Annotated in this window: 14 protein-coding genes; 7 read left to right on the top strand and 7 right to left on the bottom strand. The window is 62.1% G+C overall.

All coding sequences use genetic code 11. The features are described 5' to 3' along the window. On the top strand, window positions 1-219 hold a 219-nt coding region (locus BLP73_RS16285), incomplete at its 5' end, for an integrase core domain-containing protein (RefSeq protein WP_139165997.1). Between the two features lie 208 nt (window positions 220-427). Here the strand turns inward: BLP73_RS16285 and BLP73_RS19140 are convergent. Together BLP73_RS19140 and BLP73_RS16275 are read right to left on the bottom strand one after the other, a co-directional pair. Then, on the bottom strand, window positions 428-670 hold the full coding sequence (locus BLP73_RS19140) for a hypothetical protein (RefSeq protein ID WP_139165996.1): 243 nt from the start codon (window positions 668-670) through the stop codon (window positions 428-430). Window positions 671-1,053: 383 nt separating this feature from the next. Continuing rightward, window positions 1,054-1,245: a transposase gene (locus tag BLP73_RS16275; RefSeq protein ID WP_281179936.1), complete on the bottom strand. Its 192-nt coding sequence runs from the start codon at window positions 1,243-1,245 to the stop codon at window positions 1,054-1,056. Window positions 1,246-1,692: 447 nt separating this feature from the next. On the opposite strand from BLP73_RS16275, the gene BLP73_RS16270 reads away from it, so the two are divergent. Next, a complete protein-coding gene (locus BLP73_RS16270) occupies window positions 1,693-3,561 on the top strand; it encodes a family 16 glycosylhydrolase (protein ID WP_090747163.1) in 1,869 nt (622 codons plus the stop codon). Between the two features lie 384 nt (window positions 3,562-3,945). Here BLP73_RS16270 and BLP73_RS16265 read toward each other — a convergent pair whose 3' ends face one another. From BLP73_RS16265 to BLP73_RS16255, 3 genes are read right to left on the bottom strand one after another with little or no spacing between them, the layout of a single operon-like run. Then, a complete protein-coding gene (locus BLP73_RS16265; protein ID WP_175453395.1) occupies window positions 3,946-4,323 on the bottom strand; it encodes an ATP-binding protein in 378 nt (125 codons plus the stop codon). Window positions 4,324-4,352: 29 nt separating this feature from the next. Beyond that, entirely contained in the window at window positions 4,353-4,691 is a 339-nt protein-coding gene (locus tag BLP73_RS16260; RefSeq protein WP_090747154.1) for an STAS domain-containing protein, read from the bottom strand. Beyond that, entirely contained in the window at window positions 4,678-6,597 is a 1,920-nt protein-coding gene (locus BLP73_RS16255) for a PP2C family protein-serine/threonine phosphatase (RefSeq protein WP_139165995.1), read from the bottom strand. Before BLP73_RS16255 ends, BLP73_RS16260 begins: the two co-directional genes overlap by 14 nt. A gap of 213 nt (window positions 6,598-6,810) precedes the next feature. Here BLP73_RS16255 and BLP73_RS16250 point away from each other — a divergent pair, with 213 nt between their 5' ends. The 4 genes from BLP73_RS16250 (at window position 6,811) to opgC (ending at window position 11,979) form a co-directional block, all read left to right on the top strand. Continuing rightward, window positions 6,811-7,272, top strand: a complete 462-nt coding sequence (locus BLP73_RS16250) for a GAF domain-containing protein (protein ID WP_090747179.1) — start codon at window positions 6,811-6,813, stop codon at window positions 7,270-7,272. Between the two features lie 233 nt (window positions 7,273-7,505). Further along, complete coding sequence (locus BLP73_RS16245) at window positions 7,506-9,347, top strand: glycosyltransferase (protein ID WP_090747175.1); 1,842 nt, start codon at window positions 7,506-7,508, stop codon at window positions 9,345-9,347. Then, window positions 9,344-10,741: a DUF3131 domain-containing protein gene (locus BLP73_RS16240; RefSeq protein ID WP_090747148.1), complete on the top strand. Its 1,398-nt coding sequence runs from the start codon at window positions 9,344-9,346 to the stop codon at window positions 10,739-10,741. The genes BLP73_RS16245 and BLP73_RS16240 overlap by 4 nt, the downstream gene beginning before the upstream one ends. Next, complete coding sequence (opgC, locus tag BLP73_RS16235; protein WP_090747145.1) at window positions 10,738-11,979, top strand: OpgC domain-containing protein; 1,242 nt, start codon at window positions 10,738-10,740, stop codon at window positions 11,977-11,979. The genes BLP73_RS16240 and opgC overlap by 4 nt, the downstream gene beginning before the upstream one ends. Before the next feature lie 13 nt (window positions 11,980-11,992). Here opgC and BLP73_RS16230 read toward each other — a convergent pair whose 3' ends face one another. Next, complete coding sequence (locus BLP73_RS16230; RefSeq protein WP_090747142.1) at window positions 11,993-12,592, bottom strand: hypothetical protein; 600 nt, start codon at window positions 12,590-12,592, stop codon at window positions 11,993-11,995. A 166-nt stretch (window positions 12,593-12,758) separates the two neighbouring features. Further along, entirely contained in the window at window positions 12,759-15,008 is a 2,250-nt protein-coding gene (locus BLP73_RS16225) for a DUF3131 domain-containing protein (RefSeq protein WP_090747139.1), read from the bottom strand. Between BLP73_RS16225 and BLP73_RS16220 the strand changes: the two genes are divergently transcribed. Beyond that, window positions 14,935-16,527 (top strand): DUF3131 domain-containing protein, encoded by a 1,593-nt coding sequence (locus BLP73_RS16220; protein WP_090747172.1) that lies wholly within the window; start codon window positions 14,935-14,937, stop codon window positions 16,525-16,527. The two genes, BLP73_RS16225 and BLP73_RS16220, sit on opposite strands and share 74 nt — an antisense overlap. Window positions 16,528-16,672 lie beyond the last annotated feature (145 nt).

Here is a 16,672-nt window from a genome sequence, read left to right as displayed (position 1 = left end):
AAGCTAAGAGACGAGCTCCTGAACGGCGAGATCTTCTACAGCCTTGCCGAGGCAAAGATCGTCATCGAGGGCTGGCGCAAACACTACAACACAAAGCGCCCACATTCATCCTTGGGATATCGGCCTCCGGCTCCAGAGGCCATGCAATGGCCGGCTCCGCCATCCGGAGCCGCTTCGCCGGCCACCCCAACCATAGCGCCAGGATCTGTCATGCACTAAGACAAGAGATGGACCACCTCATCGGGGCAGGCCAGCTTGGCAGTATACAGGCTCAGTACATTGCGGGGAAAGAACCGTAACTCAACCACCTCACCTGTCGATCAAGTCCGCTCCTACCAGAGCGGTCTATGAGCGCGCCGGCCCGGCATCGGTCCGAGGCCTCTTGTTGTGCAAGCCCCGCACATCGCCGCTCGCGTTTAACGCTTGATCATAGTCCCGCTTTTGTTCTTATGAAGGCATTCCCGTCCGCTTCACACTCACCTGCAACCGCTGCGGCCATGCAGCCAAGGTGACCTTTGATGCCTGGGAGGATGATTTGGCCATATATCGCCGAGCCGTGTACAGCATCTGCGGCGCCAAGCGATTTCGCTCCATTGGGATGCACCGCGTTGAGTTTCTGAGCACAGCCGAGGCCGAGCGGCAGCGGATCGAGCGCCAGACGGGCGGGCACTAGCTACTGCCTTCTGCATCACGGGCCAAAGCTGTTTCTGACTGCTGCGACAGCCCAGAACAGAAAGGCTTCTCCAAATATCCCGCCGACGAGCAACCGCGTCAGCATGGCGGAGCTGCCACAGGAACAAGCGACGTAGAGTTGAAATTTACAATTTGTACGAGTGCTTGCGGGCGCGAATGGCGGAGGCGGTGGTGATGACACGTAGAAGTACCTTCCGCGCCACGACACGAAGATCGAGGCGATCAAGGCGGGACAGGTCGAGAGCCTCTGGGTGGTGGAGTAGTTAGGACGGCCTATCGCCAAGGCCCGAAATACCATCGGGTCGGCCTCTTTCGCGCCCAACGGCGAGCCCAAGGGAGCAGAGGGGCGCATCGCGATCCTTATAGCCGCCGGCCGCGACCGGGACCGCGAGGTCGCGATGGCGCTTGTCGACGACCATACTTGGCCTTTAATTCAATGACCGTTGCATCGCTGACGCCGTGTCCGCGGCACAGATCAGCGACCGAGCCCCCCACTTCGTGCTCATTTAGAATGCCGATGATCTGATCTTCAGTGAACCTACTGCGCTTCATCTCTGGTCTTTTCGATTGGGTCAGAGCCTAACTCAAACTGAAAGAGGTGCAGGGGGCAACGTCACGGTTCATCCTGCGTGCCGGATGGCATTCAAACATCGCTGAAGAGCAGCCCGGTCTTGGTACCAAGCTCCTCAAGGACCTTTCCCCACAGCTGTCTGAAACCGAGAAGTCACAAATCCAGCCTTCAATCTTCAGTCTTTCCTCCACAACCCTTACGTGTGTATACAACGCTCGCGTTCACTCGAAGCTGTGCTTGATCACTGGACGCTAGGAACCGTGAATGCTCCCGCACCGTGCGGCCATCCATCGTTCATAAAGGTCTAGCGATCCTATCATTCGGTTCGCGTTACAGGAGTGCTACGCTCTGCTCTAACGAACAACCGGCTCTTCAATGCCGCCTTACAGGGGCCGGAACATCAGGCGGCTCGGAAAAGGTATTTCCATATGGCGACCACCGCCAACGATCCTGCACTTGCCGTCTATGGCTTCTGGGAGCCTTATCCCGAAGATGGCTGGCTGATGTCAGACTGGCCTGCTGGTCAGTCCAGCATTCTACACTGGTCCACAAACAACGTCCGTGTGACGACAGATGGCAACGTTGAGCTTGTCCTTGGCAAGGCTCCGGCCGGCTCCGATTTTCCTTACCATGCGGGCGAGGTCCAGTCGGCCGAGTCTGCCACCACGGGTACCTGGAGTTGGACCGTGCAGACCCCGGACATGGTCCCCGGTGCGGTCTTTGGGCTCTTTACCTACAAAGCCGACTGGGCGAACCAGCCTTGGGTCGAGTTTGACTTCGAGTTTGTTGGCTCCGACACGACCCGCGTCCAGCTTAACATCCACATGCTGAACGAGAAGGGCGAGCACATCACCCTCGACCATCACGGCCAGAAACCGATCTTCATCGACCTGGGCTTTGACGCGTCCAAAGGCGTTCACACCTACGAAGTCACTGTAACAGAGGAAAAAGCAATCTTTTACATCGACGGCAAGATCGTCGGCGAGTTCAGCGGCGCCGATATGCCGGGCGGCGTTTGGCAGCTTGGTCCAATGAAGAGCTACATTAACCTCTGGGCAGTCCAGCCCGAGCAGGAGATCTGGGCCGGAAAGTGGGTTGCGCCGGAGGAACCCTTAGTGGCGACGATTATCGGCGCAGAGGTTCGCGCCGGCGAGTACACTAGCAACTATGTCGATCCTGGCACTGAATATGCCCCACCGGCTCCCATTGAAACAATGGACGAGGACGGCAATGTCACGGCGTCGTTCGACCGCTCCTTCGTCGCCGCCGATCATGTAAAGAACGTCGCACTCTCAGGAAGCGGCCATATCAACGCTACGGGCAACGCTCAAGACAACCGCGTTACCGGCAACTCCGGCAACAATGTCCTGGATGGCGGTGTGGGTGCGGACACTATGGAGGGCGGTCTGGGAAACGACACCTACATCGTCGACAATGTCGCTGACCTAGTTATTGAGGCGGCCGGCGGGGGCACGGACACGGTGCGGGCAGGAGTCTCTTATGTGCTTGGCGCACACGTAGAAAACCTGATCTTGACAGGAACGGCAGACTTGGATGGCACTGGCAACGCGCTGAACAACCACCTGACCGGCAACGGAGGTAACAACGTCCTGGATGGCGGCCTCGGCGCCGACACCATGACTGGCGGCGCCGGCGACGATACTTATGTGGTCGATAATATCGGAGACCGTGTCATCGAGCAGGCTGGTGGCGGTTCTGATGCCGTGCTGGCATGGATCGCTTACGCCCTGACGGATCATGTCGAAGATCTTATCTTGACCGGAACCTCACATATCAATGGGAGCGGTAACACGCTAGATAACCGGATCACAGGGAACGCGGGGAACAACCGGCTCGACGGGGGCAGGGGTAACGACACTCTCGATGGCGGCGCGGGCAACGACAGCCTTACTGGTGGAGAAGGCAACGACAGGCTGAGCGGAGGTCTCGGTAAAGACGAATTGACCGGTGGACTTGGCGCCGATCACTTCGTCTTCCGGTCGGCCGCAGAGACTGGTCCGACTGCAGCGCAACGGGACGTGATCACCGATTTCAACAGAGCCCAAGGCGACAGGATCGACCTCTCGGAGATTGATGCGATCGCGGGCCTAGCGGGCGATCAGGCCTTCCGCTTCATCGCTACGGCCGGCTTTTCGAAAACGTCAGGCGAATTGCGTTACGAGCACAACAAGAACGTGACCCTGGTTCATGGCGACACCGACGGAGACGGCATTGCTGACTTTACAATAGAGCTTTCGAGCAAGATCGCTTTAGTCGTGGACGATTTCATCCTGTAATCCTGTCCTCGCCGTGCGCATCAAGGGGGTTGCGCACGGCTTCTCGCGCTTTCCCAAAAGACGAATGAGCGGCCCGCAGTCGCGTCAGGATCTTAGAGCCAGAAGCGTGGCATGGACATATGGTCCGCTCGGGGCGAAAGGCTCGATCATGAGCGTTCCTATCCGAAGCCACGAGCACAGCATGAACGTGAAGATGATCGATGGCCACAGGATCGGATCGGCCAACAGAGTTGCCTCATGAGATCACGAGGTCGTTGGTACCTCATGCTGCGATCAATGGCTTGCGACTAAAATTTTGACCATTCCCGCTGTGGCAGTTCTAGGAGCATCGGTTTTCAGCAGGGCAGATAGAACGAGCGCGAAGCTCCATCTAAAGCGGAGCAATTACCGTCTGCGGAACAGCACGAGTTTGTTGATCCCCGATGTGCTAGTGTAAGTCACCTTGTCCATCAGGGTCTGGATCAACCAAAGGCCTCGGCTCGACTCGGCGAAGGCATCGCCCGGCTCTGACGCTTCATCCAGAACATGGGCTGGAATGGGGTGGCCTTGATCTTGCAGTTCCAAAGTTACGCCTGCCCCGTCAGATCTCAGAGCGATGTCCAACCACTCTCCGGCAGTGATGCCTCCATGTTGGATCACGTTGTTGGCGGCTTCAACGAACGCCAGTTCGAGGGCTTCGCCACCCTCCACTCCTATCTCACCAATGCTCAGATCGCGAACCCGCTCTGCGGCGGCACCGACCTCTCCAAGTTCGGCAGCCATTTGGAACTGCACGGCGAGAGGCATGGGAACTAGCTTTCTAACTGCGCCACTGCTTCGTCGACCGAGTCGTGCAGCGAGAACACCCGGTTCATCCGGGTGAGAGAGAACAGGCGGCTGACCGAACTGCCGATCGATGCAACGGCGATGCCGCCTTGTGGACCAAGGCGCTTCAGGCACGACACAAGGGCGCCAAGACCAGAACTGTCCATGAATTCGGTCGCGGCCAGATCGATGACGATCAGATGCCGGCCTTGATCGATGCGCGAGATGATCTCTTCGCGCAGGCGAGGCGCCTTGTGCGCGTCGAGACGCTTCTCGTCAATCGACAGGACTAGCACATTCCCGCGTTCCTGTTCACGCACGTTCATGTTCGACCTCTGCCTCCAGAATCAAGACGGTCACGTCGTCGTCCAAGGTCCCCGAGCCCCGCCAGTTGCGCAAGGCCGAATCCAAAGCGTTGATCAGCGCCCCCGTCGTGTCGTGTGCATGTGCGGTCACGATTTCGATCAGCCGCTCTTGGGAAAAGAACTGGCCATTCAGGTCCTCGGCTTCGGTCAAACCGTCCGAATAGAGGAGAAGTCGGTCGCCGGGTCTCAGATCGAACTCGATCACGTCGTATGTCGCATGCGGTATGATGCCCACCGGCAGTCCGCCGTCACCGATCTCGCGGACATCGCCCGTGCGGACGATGAGCAGCGGTGCTGGATGTCCGGCCTGGACGAGCCGTCCCTTGCCGGATGCAGGATCAATCTCGCCGAGGATCATCGTAAAGTAGGGAAAGCTGTCCGGCCATTCGGCGTTGATGGATGCAACGAGATCAGCCAGTCCCTCCCCTGCCCGGCGTTGCAAGGCTGCCTGCGCGATACTGTGATGCGAGGCAACGGAAATGAGCGCTGCCGGCGCGCCATGTCCGGCAACGTCGATCTCGAAGAAGTCGACAAGGCCATCCGAGCGGCGCACGACGTTGAAGGTGTCGCCGGCAATGAAGCGTGACGGCCGGAAGTAGCTGTAAAAAGACAGGCCCCCCAACCGCGCCGACGGCGGAAGCAGGGTCGCCTGCACCACCGCGGCGGCCTCCAGGTCCAGCTTCAGCTGACGATAAGCTTCCTTCAGTCGGTCGTGGAGTGCGAGCCGCTCATCCTGCAGGCGCCTTCGCCTCATATCGTTCGCACGGAAGACGCGCAGCGCATCTGTCATGGCGGTCATCTCATCCTGCCGCGTTGAGGCCGGCAGCGCAGTGCCTTGGCGTCCTTCGGCAAGCTCCAACATGGCGGTCCTGAGCTCGGACAATGGAGTGACGATGCGTCGGCGAACAACCAGGACGCTTGCAACGACTGCCAGTGCAGCGAGAAAAAACAGACTGCTCCAGAAGACACTTCGCTGGATCGATTCAGCACGAAGTTCGAAGAGCTGTGCGCGGGACGCGCTAAAGAGCAACGCCAAGAGGTCTCTCAACCCGTCTTGCAGGACAGCGGCTTCGGCAAGGGCAGGGTCAGCGGCTCCTGTCCGCTGGACGGCTGCGACCTCTGCGGGACGGTAGAGCGCGTAATAGCGCCACTCGATGGCCTGCACCTGGTCTGCGATCTCGCTGCCGAGAAGCTCTGGATTGCCACGCAGGACGGCGAGTGCCGTATCGATGCGAACGGCGTTCCGCTGGATCTCTTCACTCGCGTTGTCGCCCGCACGGCCTGCCGCATTGAGGGCCAGCATCGTTCGCGACCGGATGAGATATTCGAGAAGCGTGCTTGCCTGGCTGCGCAGGCTGAAGGCCAGTGCCGTCACCGGATCGGCAGGCTGTTCGCGGACCAGCAACGCGATCCGTGCCGCGCTCAGACGATTTACGGCCGAGACGCCGAAGAAGTTGAACGCCGCTGCAGTTGCTGCGCGCTCTTCCGGCGTCTGCGCAGCATCGACGGCAGCCCGATGCTGCGCCAGCTCGTCTCGGATAGAGAAGACTTCGATCGGGCCTTGGCCGTCGTCATCCTGCTGGGTGATGGCAGCGATGCGGTGGTCGGTAGCTTGGCGCAGAGGAACAACGTAGATATCGCTGCTTCCAGCCAGCGACAGCACCGTCTCGCTGCGCTCCACCGCGAGAGCCGCCGCCATCTGAGCCAGCTGCTCACGCAGCAAGTTGGAGGCCACGAGGCGGTCCATCTCGCGCCTGTCCTTCATGCTCCCGAGCACCTGCACCGCGACGACGATCATCAGGGCGCCGCCGAGAAAGCCTGTCAGCCCGAGAAGGGTGTTCCGGATGGACAGATGGGTCAGGGGCACGGCTGATGAGATCTCGAACTGCGATGTGGCGCAATGCTAGGTGACACAAGGAGAGATGGAAAGACGGTGCCGTCTACAAATGGAGCCAGTGTCGCCGCTTGTTCATGCCCGCTTTCCGTGTCACTTTCGCTAAGCATTCGCGTCCGTTTGGAGGGCTGGGTGGACTTTCCATTGGGTCCGGACGAGACCGCGCGCCTGCGCGCTCTGCTCGACATGGACATCGTCGACCGACAGCGAGATCCGGAGCTCGATGCGCTCTGCGATGAGGCGCGTGCAATTTTCCTTGTGCCACATGCTTTGGTAAGCCTGATCGATGCAACGCGCCAGGTGTTCCTGGGCCGAAGCGGACTCGAGCGGTCGGAGACGCCGAGGTCGATGTCTTTTTGTAACTACGCCATTCTGGGGGATGACGTCTTCGTGGTCGAGGATGCTCATGCCGATCCGCGGTTCATGGACAACCCACTCGTGACAGGCGAACCCTTCATCCGGTTCTATGCGGGTGCCCCGCTCGTCTACCTGAAGGACATCCGCCTCGGCGCTCTGTGCCTGCTGGACAGTCGACCGCGCAAGTTCACGCTCGGCGAACGGGCTGAACTTGCTGCGATGGCTGAAGCTGCTGTTTCGATCCTGGTGTCGCGCGCATTTCCTGATCGACTTGAGGCGCCGCCTCGCTAGCTGCTCTGACCGGCGAACTGCCTTCCCAGCAGCACAGGGATGTCCCGTGGCGGCCTGTTCCGTGTTCGCCGTGCTGCACGGACAGGCACTCTTCCGATCACAGGGGGTTGATGCTGCGACGCCTCCCGTTACAGTTTGACGACACGAAGCGCCTTTTCGAGGGGGGCGAGTGAGCCGGCTACTTGCATTGCAGGACGCGTGCCGGCCTCAGGATGAAGGACAAGGCGCGGCCGATGACGTTCTATTTCCAGCGGTTCGAGCATCGCAGCCCCCGTCCACCGATACCCCACTCGCCGTGGCGCGAGCGGCTCTACCAGTTCCTCGCGACCATCGCGCTGGTGCTCGGGGCCTGGTACCTTCACTGGCGCTGGACGGCCAGCCTCAACTACGAGGCGCTGTGGTTCGCAGTACCAATGGTCTTGGCCGAGACGCTCGCCTTTATCGGCCTGATCCTGTTCACCGCAAACATCTGGAAGACCCGCGACACGCCGATCTCCCCGCCTCCAGCCTCGATCCGTGAGTGCGTGGAGGAGGGGGACGCGCCCGACCGGCCCGTGGCGGTCGACATCTTCTTCACCACCTATGACGAGGAGATCGACCTCGTGCGGCTCGGCATCCGGGACGCGCTGGCGCTGCGTTATCCCCATGCAATCGATCTGCGCATTCACATCCTCGACGACGGCCGCCGCCCGGAGATGGCGGCGATGGCCTCGGCTGAAGGGGTGGGCTACATCACCCGCAGCACCAACTTGGGCTTCAAGGCCGGCAACCTGAGAAACGCGCTCGAGGCGACCTCGGGCGATTTCGTCGTCATCTGCGACGCCGACACACGCCCCCTGCCAACACTGCTGGAACGCACGCTCGGCTATTTCCGCGACCCGGACGTCGCTTGGGTCCAGACGCCGCAATGGTTCTACGACCTGCCGGAAGGCACGCCCCTGCCGGAGGCGCTGCGCCGCTGGCTGGGCGGGGTCGGCGCACTGCTCGGCCGGGGGATCGAGCGGATCGCGGGGCCGATCCATGTCGGCAACGATCCGTTCGTCAATGACCCCGAACTGTTCTACCAGATCATCCAGCGCCGCCGGAACTGGGCGAACGCGTCCTTCTGCTGCGGCGCAGGGTCCATCCACCGGCGCGAGGCGGTGATGCAGGCGGCGCTGACCGCCTATGCCGAGACGATCGAGCGGCAGGCCCGCCACGACGAGAGGCAGATCCGCAAGCTCACGCGCGAGGGGGCACTGGAGGAGAGCACGCGCGCGCAACTGCGCGGGCAGGCGGCGCTGGAGACCGAATTTACCCCTTACAAGTTCCATGTCTCCGAAGACATCTACACGTCGATCGTGCTGCACTCGGACCCCAACCGGACCTGGAAGTCGGTGTTTCACCCCTGGATCGAGACAAAAATGCTCTCGCCGCGCGACCTGCTGTCGTGGACGATCCAGCGATACAAGTATGCAGGCGGGACACTGGACATCCTGAAGAACGACAACCCGCTCTTCCGCCGCGGGCTCTCCTTCTGGCAGCGGGTCATGTATGGTGCCACCTTCTGGTCCTACCTTGCGGGGTTGTGGAACCTCGTCTTCCTGGCTGCGCCGATCATCTATCTCTTCTCCGGGATTGCGCCGGTCTCCGCCTACTCCGTCGATTTCTATAAGCACATCCTTCCTTTCCTCGTCGCCAATGAGATCGCGATGATGGTCGGGACCTGGGGCATCGCGGGCTACAAGGCCAAGCTGTGGTACCTGTCCTTCTTTCCGCTGAACCTGCGGGCCATTTGGGCGGTCGTTCGCGGCGAGCAGATCAAGTTCAAGGTCACGCCGAAAGCCCGGCAATCGGGCAGCTTCCATCGGCTGGTTCTGCCCCAGATCGGGATCGTGATCCTGACGCTCGCCGCCTTCGGCTTTGCGATGACCGCTTTCTTGCTGGGTTCGGAGACCTACACGGCAGGTGGTCTGATCGCCAACGGCTTCTGGGCGGCAAACAACATCATCGCCATGAGCGGCATCATTCTTGCAGCATTCTGGCAACCGGATGATGAGGACATCACCGAACGGACAGAGGAGGCCGCGGCATGACGTTCCGCGCAGGGTTATTGGCCGCCCGAGGCCATATCGTGTTTCTTCTGGGCCTGGCAGCAGCCTTTGGGATCATCTTCGCGCTGGAAACGTGGGACGCTCCTCATGGCGCTGCGGTCGCCGGGCCTGTCGTCGAGGCTTCGGCAGATATTCCTGAACCCGCCCATGCTCCGCTGGACGCGACAGAGATGCGCGCGGCCGAGATTGCCTGGGCCTATTTCGCTAGGAACATCCGGCCTGAAACTGGGCTTGCGGATGCTGTCGCGAACTTCCCGGCAACCACCATGTGGGATACCGGCTCGTTCCTTCTCGCCGCCGTCGCGGCAGAAAGGCTCGGCATCCTGCCGCGGGCCGAGTTCGACACCATCGTTGCGCGCGCGCTGGAGACGCTCGCCTCGCTGCAGCTTTATGCAGATCTTCTGCCGAACAAGTCCTATGACACCACGACCCTGGCCATGACCGATTATGCGAACCTTCCGGTTGACGGCGGGATCGGGTGGTCGGCGCTGGACATCGGTCGCCTACTGATCTCGTTCGACGCGATAAGACGACACCATCCACGCCATGCAGAGGCCGTGCAGGAAGTGCTGAACGCTTGGCAGATCGATGCGGCCGTGCGGGACGGGGTGTTGATCGGGGCGCAGCCTTCCGAGGATGGCGGGCTCGTGCTTTTGCAGGAGGGTCGGGTTGGGTACGAACGCTACGCCGCCAAGGGCTTTGCCCTCTTTGGCTACGATGTCCATGCTGCAATCCGGCTTGACGACACACTGCGCTGGGTCGAGGTGAGCGGCGTCGATATCCCGACCGACGCTCGTGGCGACGACTTTGGCGGGCATGTCTTCACTGTCAGCGACCCGTTCATCATGGACGGCGTGGAGTTCGGCTGGGACACCGTGACCCGCGAGCTGGCCTGGCGCGTCTATCGGGCGCAGGAGAACCGCTATCGCGAGACGGGAATTCTGACCGCGGTAAATGAAGACCATATCGACCGGGCCCCCCACTTCATCTACAGCACCGTGCTTGGTGATGGTGTGCCGTGGGCGGTCCTGACGGACAATGCAGGTGACGCCTCTGGATTTCGCATCCTGAGCACCAAAGCCGCGCTTGGCTGGCACGCTCTCTACCAGACAGATTATACCACGCGGCTTGAGGCGGCTGTGGCAGACCAGGCGAGTCCCGAAGGCTGGGCAACCGGCCCCTTCGAGGAGATCGCCGAGCTGAATACCGCGCGCGCGGCAAATACGAATGGCGTGATCCTGACTGCCATGCATTACCGCGCCTTCGGCCCCCTGCTTCATCCGATCCGCGAGGGCCGTGAGCTGGACGCCCGCGTCGAGCAGCAGCAGACCGCACCACTGCGGGCGGGGTCGAGGCCCGAGGCACGGGTCGAGTGACGGTTGCGCCGATCTCGCCACACCTTCATGGGTATGCCCTTGCCTACCCGGGTGGCGACGGCGGGCGGGATCTGCGCTTCGACTTCCTTCGGGGCTTCGCCATGCTGTCGGTGATCGCCGCGCATCTTGAGATGTTTTCCTGGTTCAACTTCCTCTTCTGGGAGCGGCTGGGCTTCGTCTCGGCTGCTGAGCTGTTCGTGGTCGCCTCCGGGCTGGTGTTGGGCGCCGTCAACCGTCGCGTCTTCGACAAGAACGGTTTCGAGCAAGTGACGATGCGGGCTTGGCGCCGCGCCTTCATCCTCTATCGCGCGCAGGTCGTGGTGATCCTGCTGGTGACTGCGATCGCGGCGCTCGGTGTTCTCGATTTTACGGCGCTGACCACATTCACCGACCGCTGGGCCGGCACCACCTATCTGCTGACCCCGGAGCCAGCGGACCCTTGGATGACGCAGCTCGGGCAAGCCGTCCTGCTGCAGCGCTCGCCGCACCAGATCCAGATCCTGAGCCTCTACATCGTACTTCTCGCAATCTGCCCGCTGCTGCTCTGGCTGTTGCGCGTTCGGCTGCTGGGGATCTACTTCGCGCTCACTTGGGCGCTGTGGTTCTCGGAGTGGCTGGCACCACCTGACCGGCTGCTGCTTGGGATGCAGTTTGAATACGCGTTTCCGCCGCTGGCTTGGCAGGTGCTTTTCACGCACGCTCTCGCTGTCGGGTATTTTCGCGCGGAGAATGCCGCCTGGCTCGCCAGCGCTCCGAGGCGTGGCCTTGTCATCTCCTTAAGCGTCGCGCTGTGGTTCGGGTTTCTGCTGCTGGCGCAAGCCTCGCCCAACCCCTCTTTCCCAAATTGGGCCCGCCTGCCGCTTCTCGCCCCTGACGCTTTTCTTTCACTCTATGATCGGCATTTTCTGAAGGATCAACTTGCCCTGCCGCGCCTGCTGAACGTGACGGTCTTCTTCGTGGCCTTCTATGCGCTGCTCACCTGGTTCTGGCGCCCGATCGCACGGGCCCTCGGATGGCTGCTGATTCCGCTTGGAGAGTCCAGTCTCTACGTCTTCCTGATGCACCTGGTCTTCGTCCTGCTGATCGACCAGTTGCCGGGCTATTTCGATCATGTGCCGAGCTTTGACGCCGTCTGGCCGGGCGAGATCTGGGTGGACACGGTGCTTTATCTCGCCACGGTTCTGGGGCTTTGGCTGATGGTCCGGTCACGCTTCCTGTTCGGGATCGTGCCGAGATAGGCCAGGCGCGCGCTCAGAAGGTGTTGACCGAGAACCCGACAAAGACCTGGTTGCTCATCAGAAGATAACCTGCGCGCAGGCTCACCGGCGTTTCTCCGAGGCGCTTGCTGATGCTGAGGCTCGCGTCGTTGTAGAGCGTGCTGCCGCCGCGGGAAAGGCCGATGGTTATGCCCGGATCGGCGAATGTGGTCTGGGCCTGCAGGAAGAAGGACCGGTTGACGCTCCCGACGCTGGCTTGGAGGAAGGTGCTGCCCCAGCTTGTGCTATGGTATCGCTGGACCCCCGCCGTCAGTCCCAGGCTCACCTCTGACAGATCCCCACCCCCGAATCCGAGCGCGGGGCCAGCCGAGAGCGTCAGCCCCTCGACCCCCAGATCCCATGGCAGTCGGCGCGTGAGGCTGAGGCCGGCGCTGACTCCGTCCTCGTAGTCGGTCACGCTGGCGCCGAAGGTGAAGTCGCCGCGCGTTGCACTGAGAACGCCGTTGGTGGTGCTGCTCGAGATGTCGACACCCCAGTATTCCCCATCTGCTTGGGCTGCAGTCGCAAGCACCGAGGCGGCAGCTGCGGCCAGAACGGCAGATCGCGCCGCCGTTGCAAACTTCATCATGGTCATGCGGCGCCTTACTTGATGCGGGTTCACGGGCAGAATAGCGACGCACGCGGGATCTACCATCCCGAGCCGCATGGCCAAGCAGATCTGCGCCGGCAGACCTGCCATGTGAGCGCGCGCTCGATCGTCGCAGGGTAGTCGCGGAAGGCGCCTGAAGCGAGAGTCGCCTCTATTCAGCCTCAGCCATGCGCTGCATGGCCTCCCGCAGACTGTCGAACCATTGCTCAGCAACCCGGCGATAACCCTCCTCGCTGAGGTGAACGCCGTCCGTGGCGCGATCTGCCTCGGTTGTGCCACTTTCCACCAGCGTCACACCAAGGGGCAGATAGCGGTCCGCCACCAGCGCCTCGAGCCCCTCGTTGAAGATCCTGACCGTGTCGTTGTTCGTGCGCGATGGATCGCCGTCATCCCAGTAGTCGCCCCCGACCTCGGTCAGCTTCATCAGGTGGACCTGCGGGCTGCCCTCGATCTGGACGATCTGGTCCAGCAGAAGCTCGATCTGCTCCAGCATGACTTCTGCGCTCTGGCCATGCCGGACATTGTTCGTGCCGACCAGCAGCAGGATGATGTCGTTCTCGGTCATCTCCGCCTGCTGGATGAAATGAACCACCGCCGGCTGCTCGCCGCTGAAGATCTCGTAGGTGATGCCGCCGCTGTTGACGGTCTCGTTGACGAGCTGCGTGAACCAGTCGATCCGCCGGCCGGGATAGCCGTTGTGATCGGGGTCCGGGATGTCGCCGTCGGAGTCGAGGCCGACGAAATCGAACGAGATGCCCTCGGCGATCAGCAGGTCGTAGAGATAGCCGCGATAGCCGCCGCGGGAGTTCGGGTTCTCGTACATGCCATAGGTGTTCGAGGCGCCCAGAGGCATGATCTTGATGACCTCGTCAGACTGGCGGGCCTGCACTGCGGCCACCGGGAGACAGCGCCCTTGCGCCGGATCAAGATTGGCAAGCCATGCAAGCGGTTCATCGACAGGGCGCAGGATCGGCCCTTCCGCCTTGAAGAACAGCGTCTCCAGCATGATGCCGTTATTGTTCGCGGTCTGGGTGGGGATCGAGCCGCGGCCGTCTTCGTAGACGCCTTCGAAGAACCCGCGGTCCGGGTCGAACTCGGTCGAGATGTGCGCGAAGAGCGCGTCGGTATAGGGCGTGTCCCACAACGCCCAGAGGCCCAGTGCGCCCTTCAAGGCGACCGCCGCGTGCTCTGGCACCCATTGACCCGTCTCGGTGATCGTCGCCCAAGGCCGGCCGTCGCTGAAGATCGTGTCGTAGACAAAGAAAGGCGCCTCGGCGAGCTGATGCTCCGTCCGGGCCGTCAGGATGCCGGTGGCCTCGAACCGCCGGGCCTGGACTTCGTAGATGTTCTGCGCCGCGCGCGCGATCCACCCCTGCACGTCTGCGCCTGCGGGATCACCAAAGCCGAACTCCATCCCCAAAAGCGCGTAGCTTTCCGTGACAACGTAATTGTGCGCGCCCAGCACGCGCGGGTCGCGGCTGTCATAGGGGATCTCGACCCCGTACATCCAGATCGAGTCGTAGGGCTCGGGCTGCAGCGCCGGATCAGCGTCGAAGCCCCACAGCTTGAACGCCTCGGCCGAATACTCCTCGTAGCCGAGGCGCCCCTCCTGCAGGTAGGTGACGTCGCCGCCCCCGTCGAGCGCCGAGCCGTAGAGCACGCCGTCCTGCAGCAGCCGGCACCAGTTCCAGCGGCTGAGGATGTGGTGGGCGTCGGGCTGGCGCTCGGGAAAGCGCTGCTCCACGATCTTGAGCCACACCATCAGCCGCGCGATGTCGATCGCCGAGCAGCCGATCTCACCCGGGTTGTTGAGGTAGTCCGTCGGAACAGCAGTCCGGGTATCGTAGGCCTTGTTCGGGCAGTCGAGCCGGAAGAGGTCCAAGCTGCCGAGCGTCCGCAGCAAGCGGTCGAGCCTGCTGTCCAGCTCGGCATCGGTGATGATCCCAAGCCCGTGTGCGGATACGGATGCGGCGATGGCCGAGCCGGTATCCCATAGCGTCACAGATGGGTAGTTGTGCGAGGCGTTGACGAGGCCGGTTCCCGCCTGCGTGTTGTTTTCGAAGTAGACCCAGGCTTGGCGCGCCATCGCCATTTCGGCCTCGGTCAGATCCCCTCGACGCGGAGGCGCGAGCGGCTGCGTCTCGGACAAGGCCCGCTCCGGCCACGCCTCAGTCTGGGCCCACACGGGAGGGGGCGTCAGGATCTGAAGGCCGGTCACGGCCCCGGTCAAAATGGAAAGGACTGCGCTTTTTCCCGTGGAATTTTCGCATGAAGTAGGAACAGGATAAGTCATTCGCCACGTGATAATGATACCAAGAGAATAGAGCATGGTCCCCATCAGGCAGGCAAGCACCCCGGCAACGAATATCTCCCGAAGCGCGTGCTGTGTGCTGATGGCCATGGCGGTGCTGTTCGCTCCTTGCTGGGCGCATGAGGTCTTGCCAGTTGACGGCCCTGACGGCCGACTGTGGCTCGTTCAGGGAGGCGAGGCTCGGCCGCCGCAATCCCGTGGCAGCTTCCGAGAGCGCAGCGAGGCGACGGTTCCCGAGGAGCCAAACATTGTTCTTGGCGAGGACGAGGCGCGCTGGATGCAGGCGGCATGGGCATATTTCGGCGGTCCGCCGGCCGCGCCGGCTCCCTCCGCTGCCTGGACATCGCCCCCGGCAGAAGCCGCAGGCGACAGTGCCCCGGATGGCGCCCCACTGACCAGTCAGTCGACCGTTATGCAGCCGACCGGGGAAGCTCAACAGCTGCTGGTGGCCGTCCGCAGCGGCACGACGGTTGCGACTCCGTGGTCCATGGCAGACCAGATCACGGCGCTCCTGATCGCACGCCGGCTCGGCTACATCGACGCCCGCACCTTCGATCGTCGCTTCACTCGGATGGTTTCGTTCCTGGGCCAGATGCAACTGACTGCCGATGGAATGCCGAACCGCTTCTATGACGTCTCCACCGGAGCGGCCTTGGATGGCAGCTTGCAGCCCGGGGTCGCAGGATGGTCAGCTGTGGACACGGGCAGACTGCTTCTCTGGCTGCGAATCGCCGCCGAGGAACATCCGCAGTTTGCACCGTTCATTCGCAGAGCGGTGGCGCGGCTAAGTGTATGTCGGATCATCTCGGAGCGCGGACAACTCCAGCTTGGAACTGCTGGCGGCGAAGGCATCCAGCTCAGCCCTGAGAGTGGCCGCGGCTATGACGCCTACGCCGCGCAAGGCTATCGGGCCTGGGGTATCGAAGTCCCGGTGCCGGCGGTTGCAGAAAGCTATCCGTTCCAGACCGAAATCGGTGGCGTCCGCTTCGCCGTGTCCGAGGACACCACCAACCAAGCCCCGGTCATGAGCACACCGCCGGCCTATCTTGGCTTCGAGTTGGGCTTCGAGCCGTTGGGCCAAAGTGTCGATGAGGTGGCGGGAGGACGATCTGCGGCCGACGCTATGGCGGCTGTCGCCGAGGCGCAGGCCGCTCGATACGCGGAAAGTGGCAAGCCGACCGGACGGTCTGACTTTCGCCGCGGCGAAGATCCGACCACGGTCTTCGGGACCGTCCTGGCGCAGGGCTATCCATGGTCCGTAAGCGCGCCCGACGGGACACTGCGTGCGGAACTGCCGCTTGTGACCACGCGTGCGGCTTTCGCGCTCAACACCTTCGCAGAAGATCCGAATGCGCAGCTGCTCCTGATGCTCGTCGAGGAACTCTTTGATCCAAGCTCAGGGTGGTTTGAAGGGCGATATGAGGCGACGGGGGCCTATGAGGAGACGCGTACCAGCGCCACCAACGCATTTGTCATGGAGGCACTGGCGTACCGCCATCTGGGGCCGCTTTATCCAGATGCGGCGCGACCACGGGATCTCCAGCCATTGGCGATGACGCGTGATGGGACTTGCCGGCTGCCGCTCTCTCTAACTGCGGGCACTCCATGATCATCCACTAATGTAAAGAAGCGGGGGGTGAAGAGGAGAGGCAGCTCGATCACAGGCATCTCGCTGTCGATGATCACCCTAGGACCAACGCACAGGGGCAAGGGTAGCGGCTAGGCAATGCTCAGGTCGCCCGCTTGCCACAGGC

The organism is Paracoccus tibetensis, assembly GCF_900102505.1.
Classification (GTDB): domain Bacteria; phylum Pseudomonadota; class Alphaproteobacteria; order Rhodobacterales; family Rhodobacteraceae; genus Paracoccus; species Paracoccus tibetensis.
Note: the sequence above shows the minus strand (reverse complement) of the source record. Positions and strands in the feature narration are given on the sequence as shown.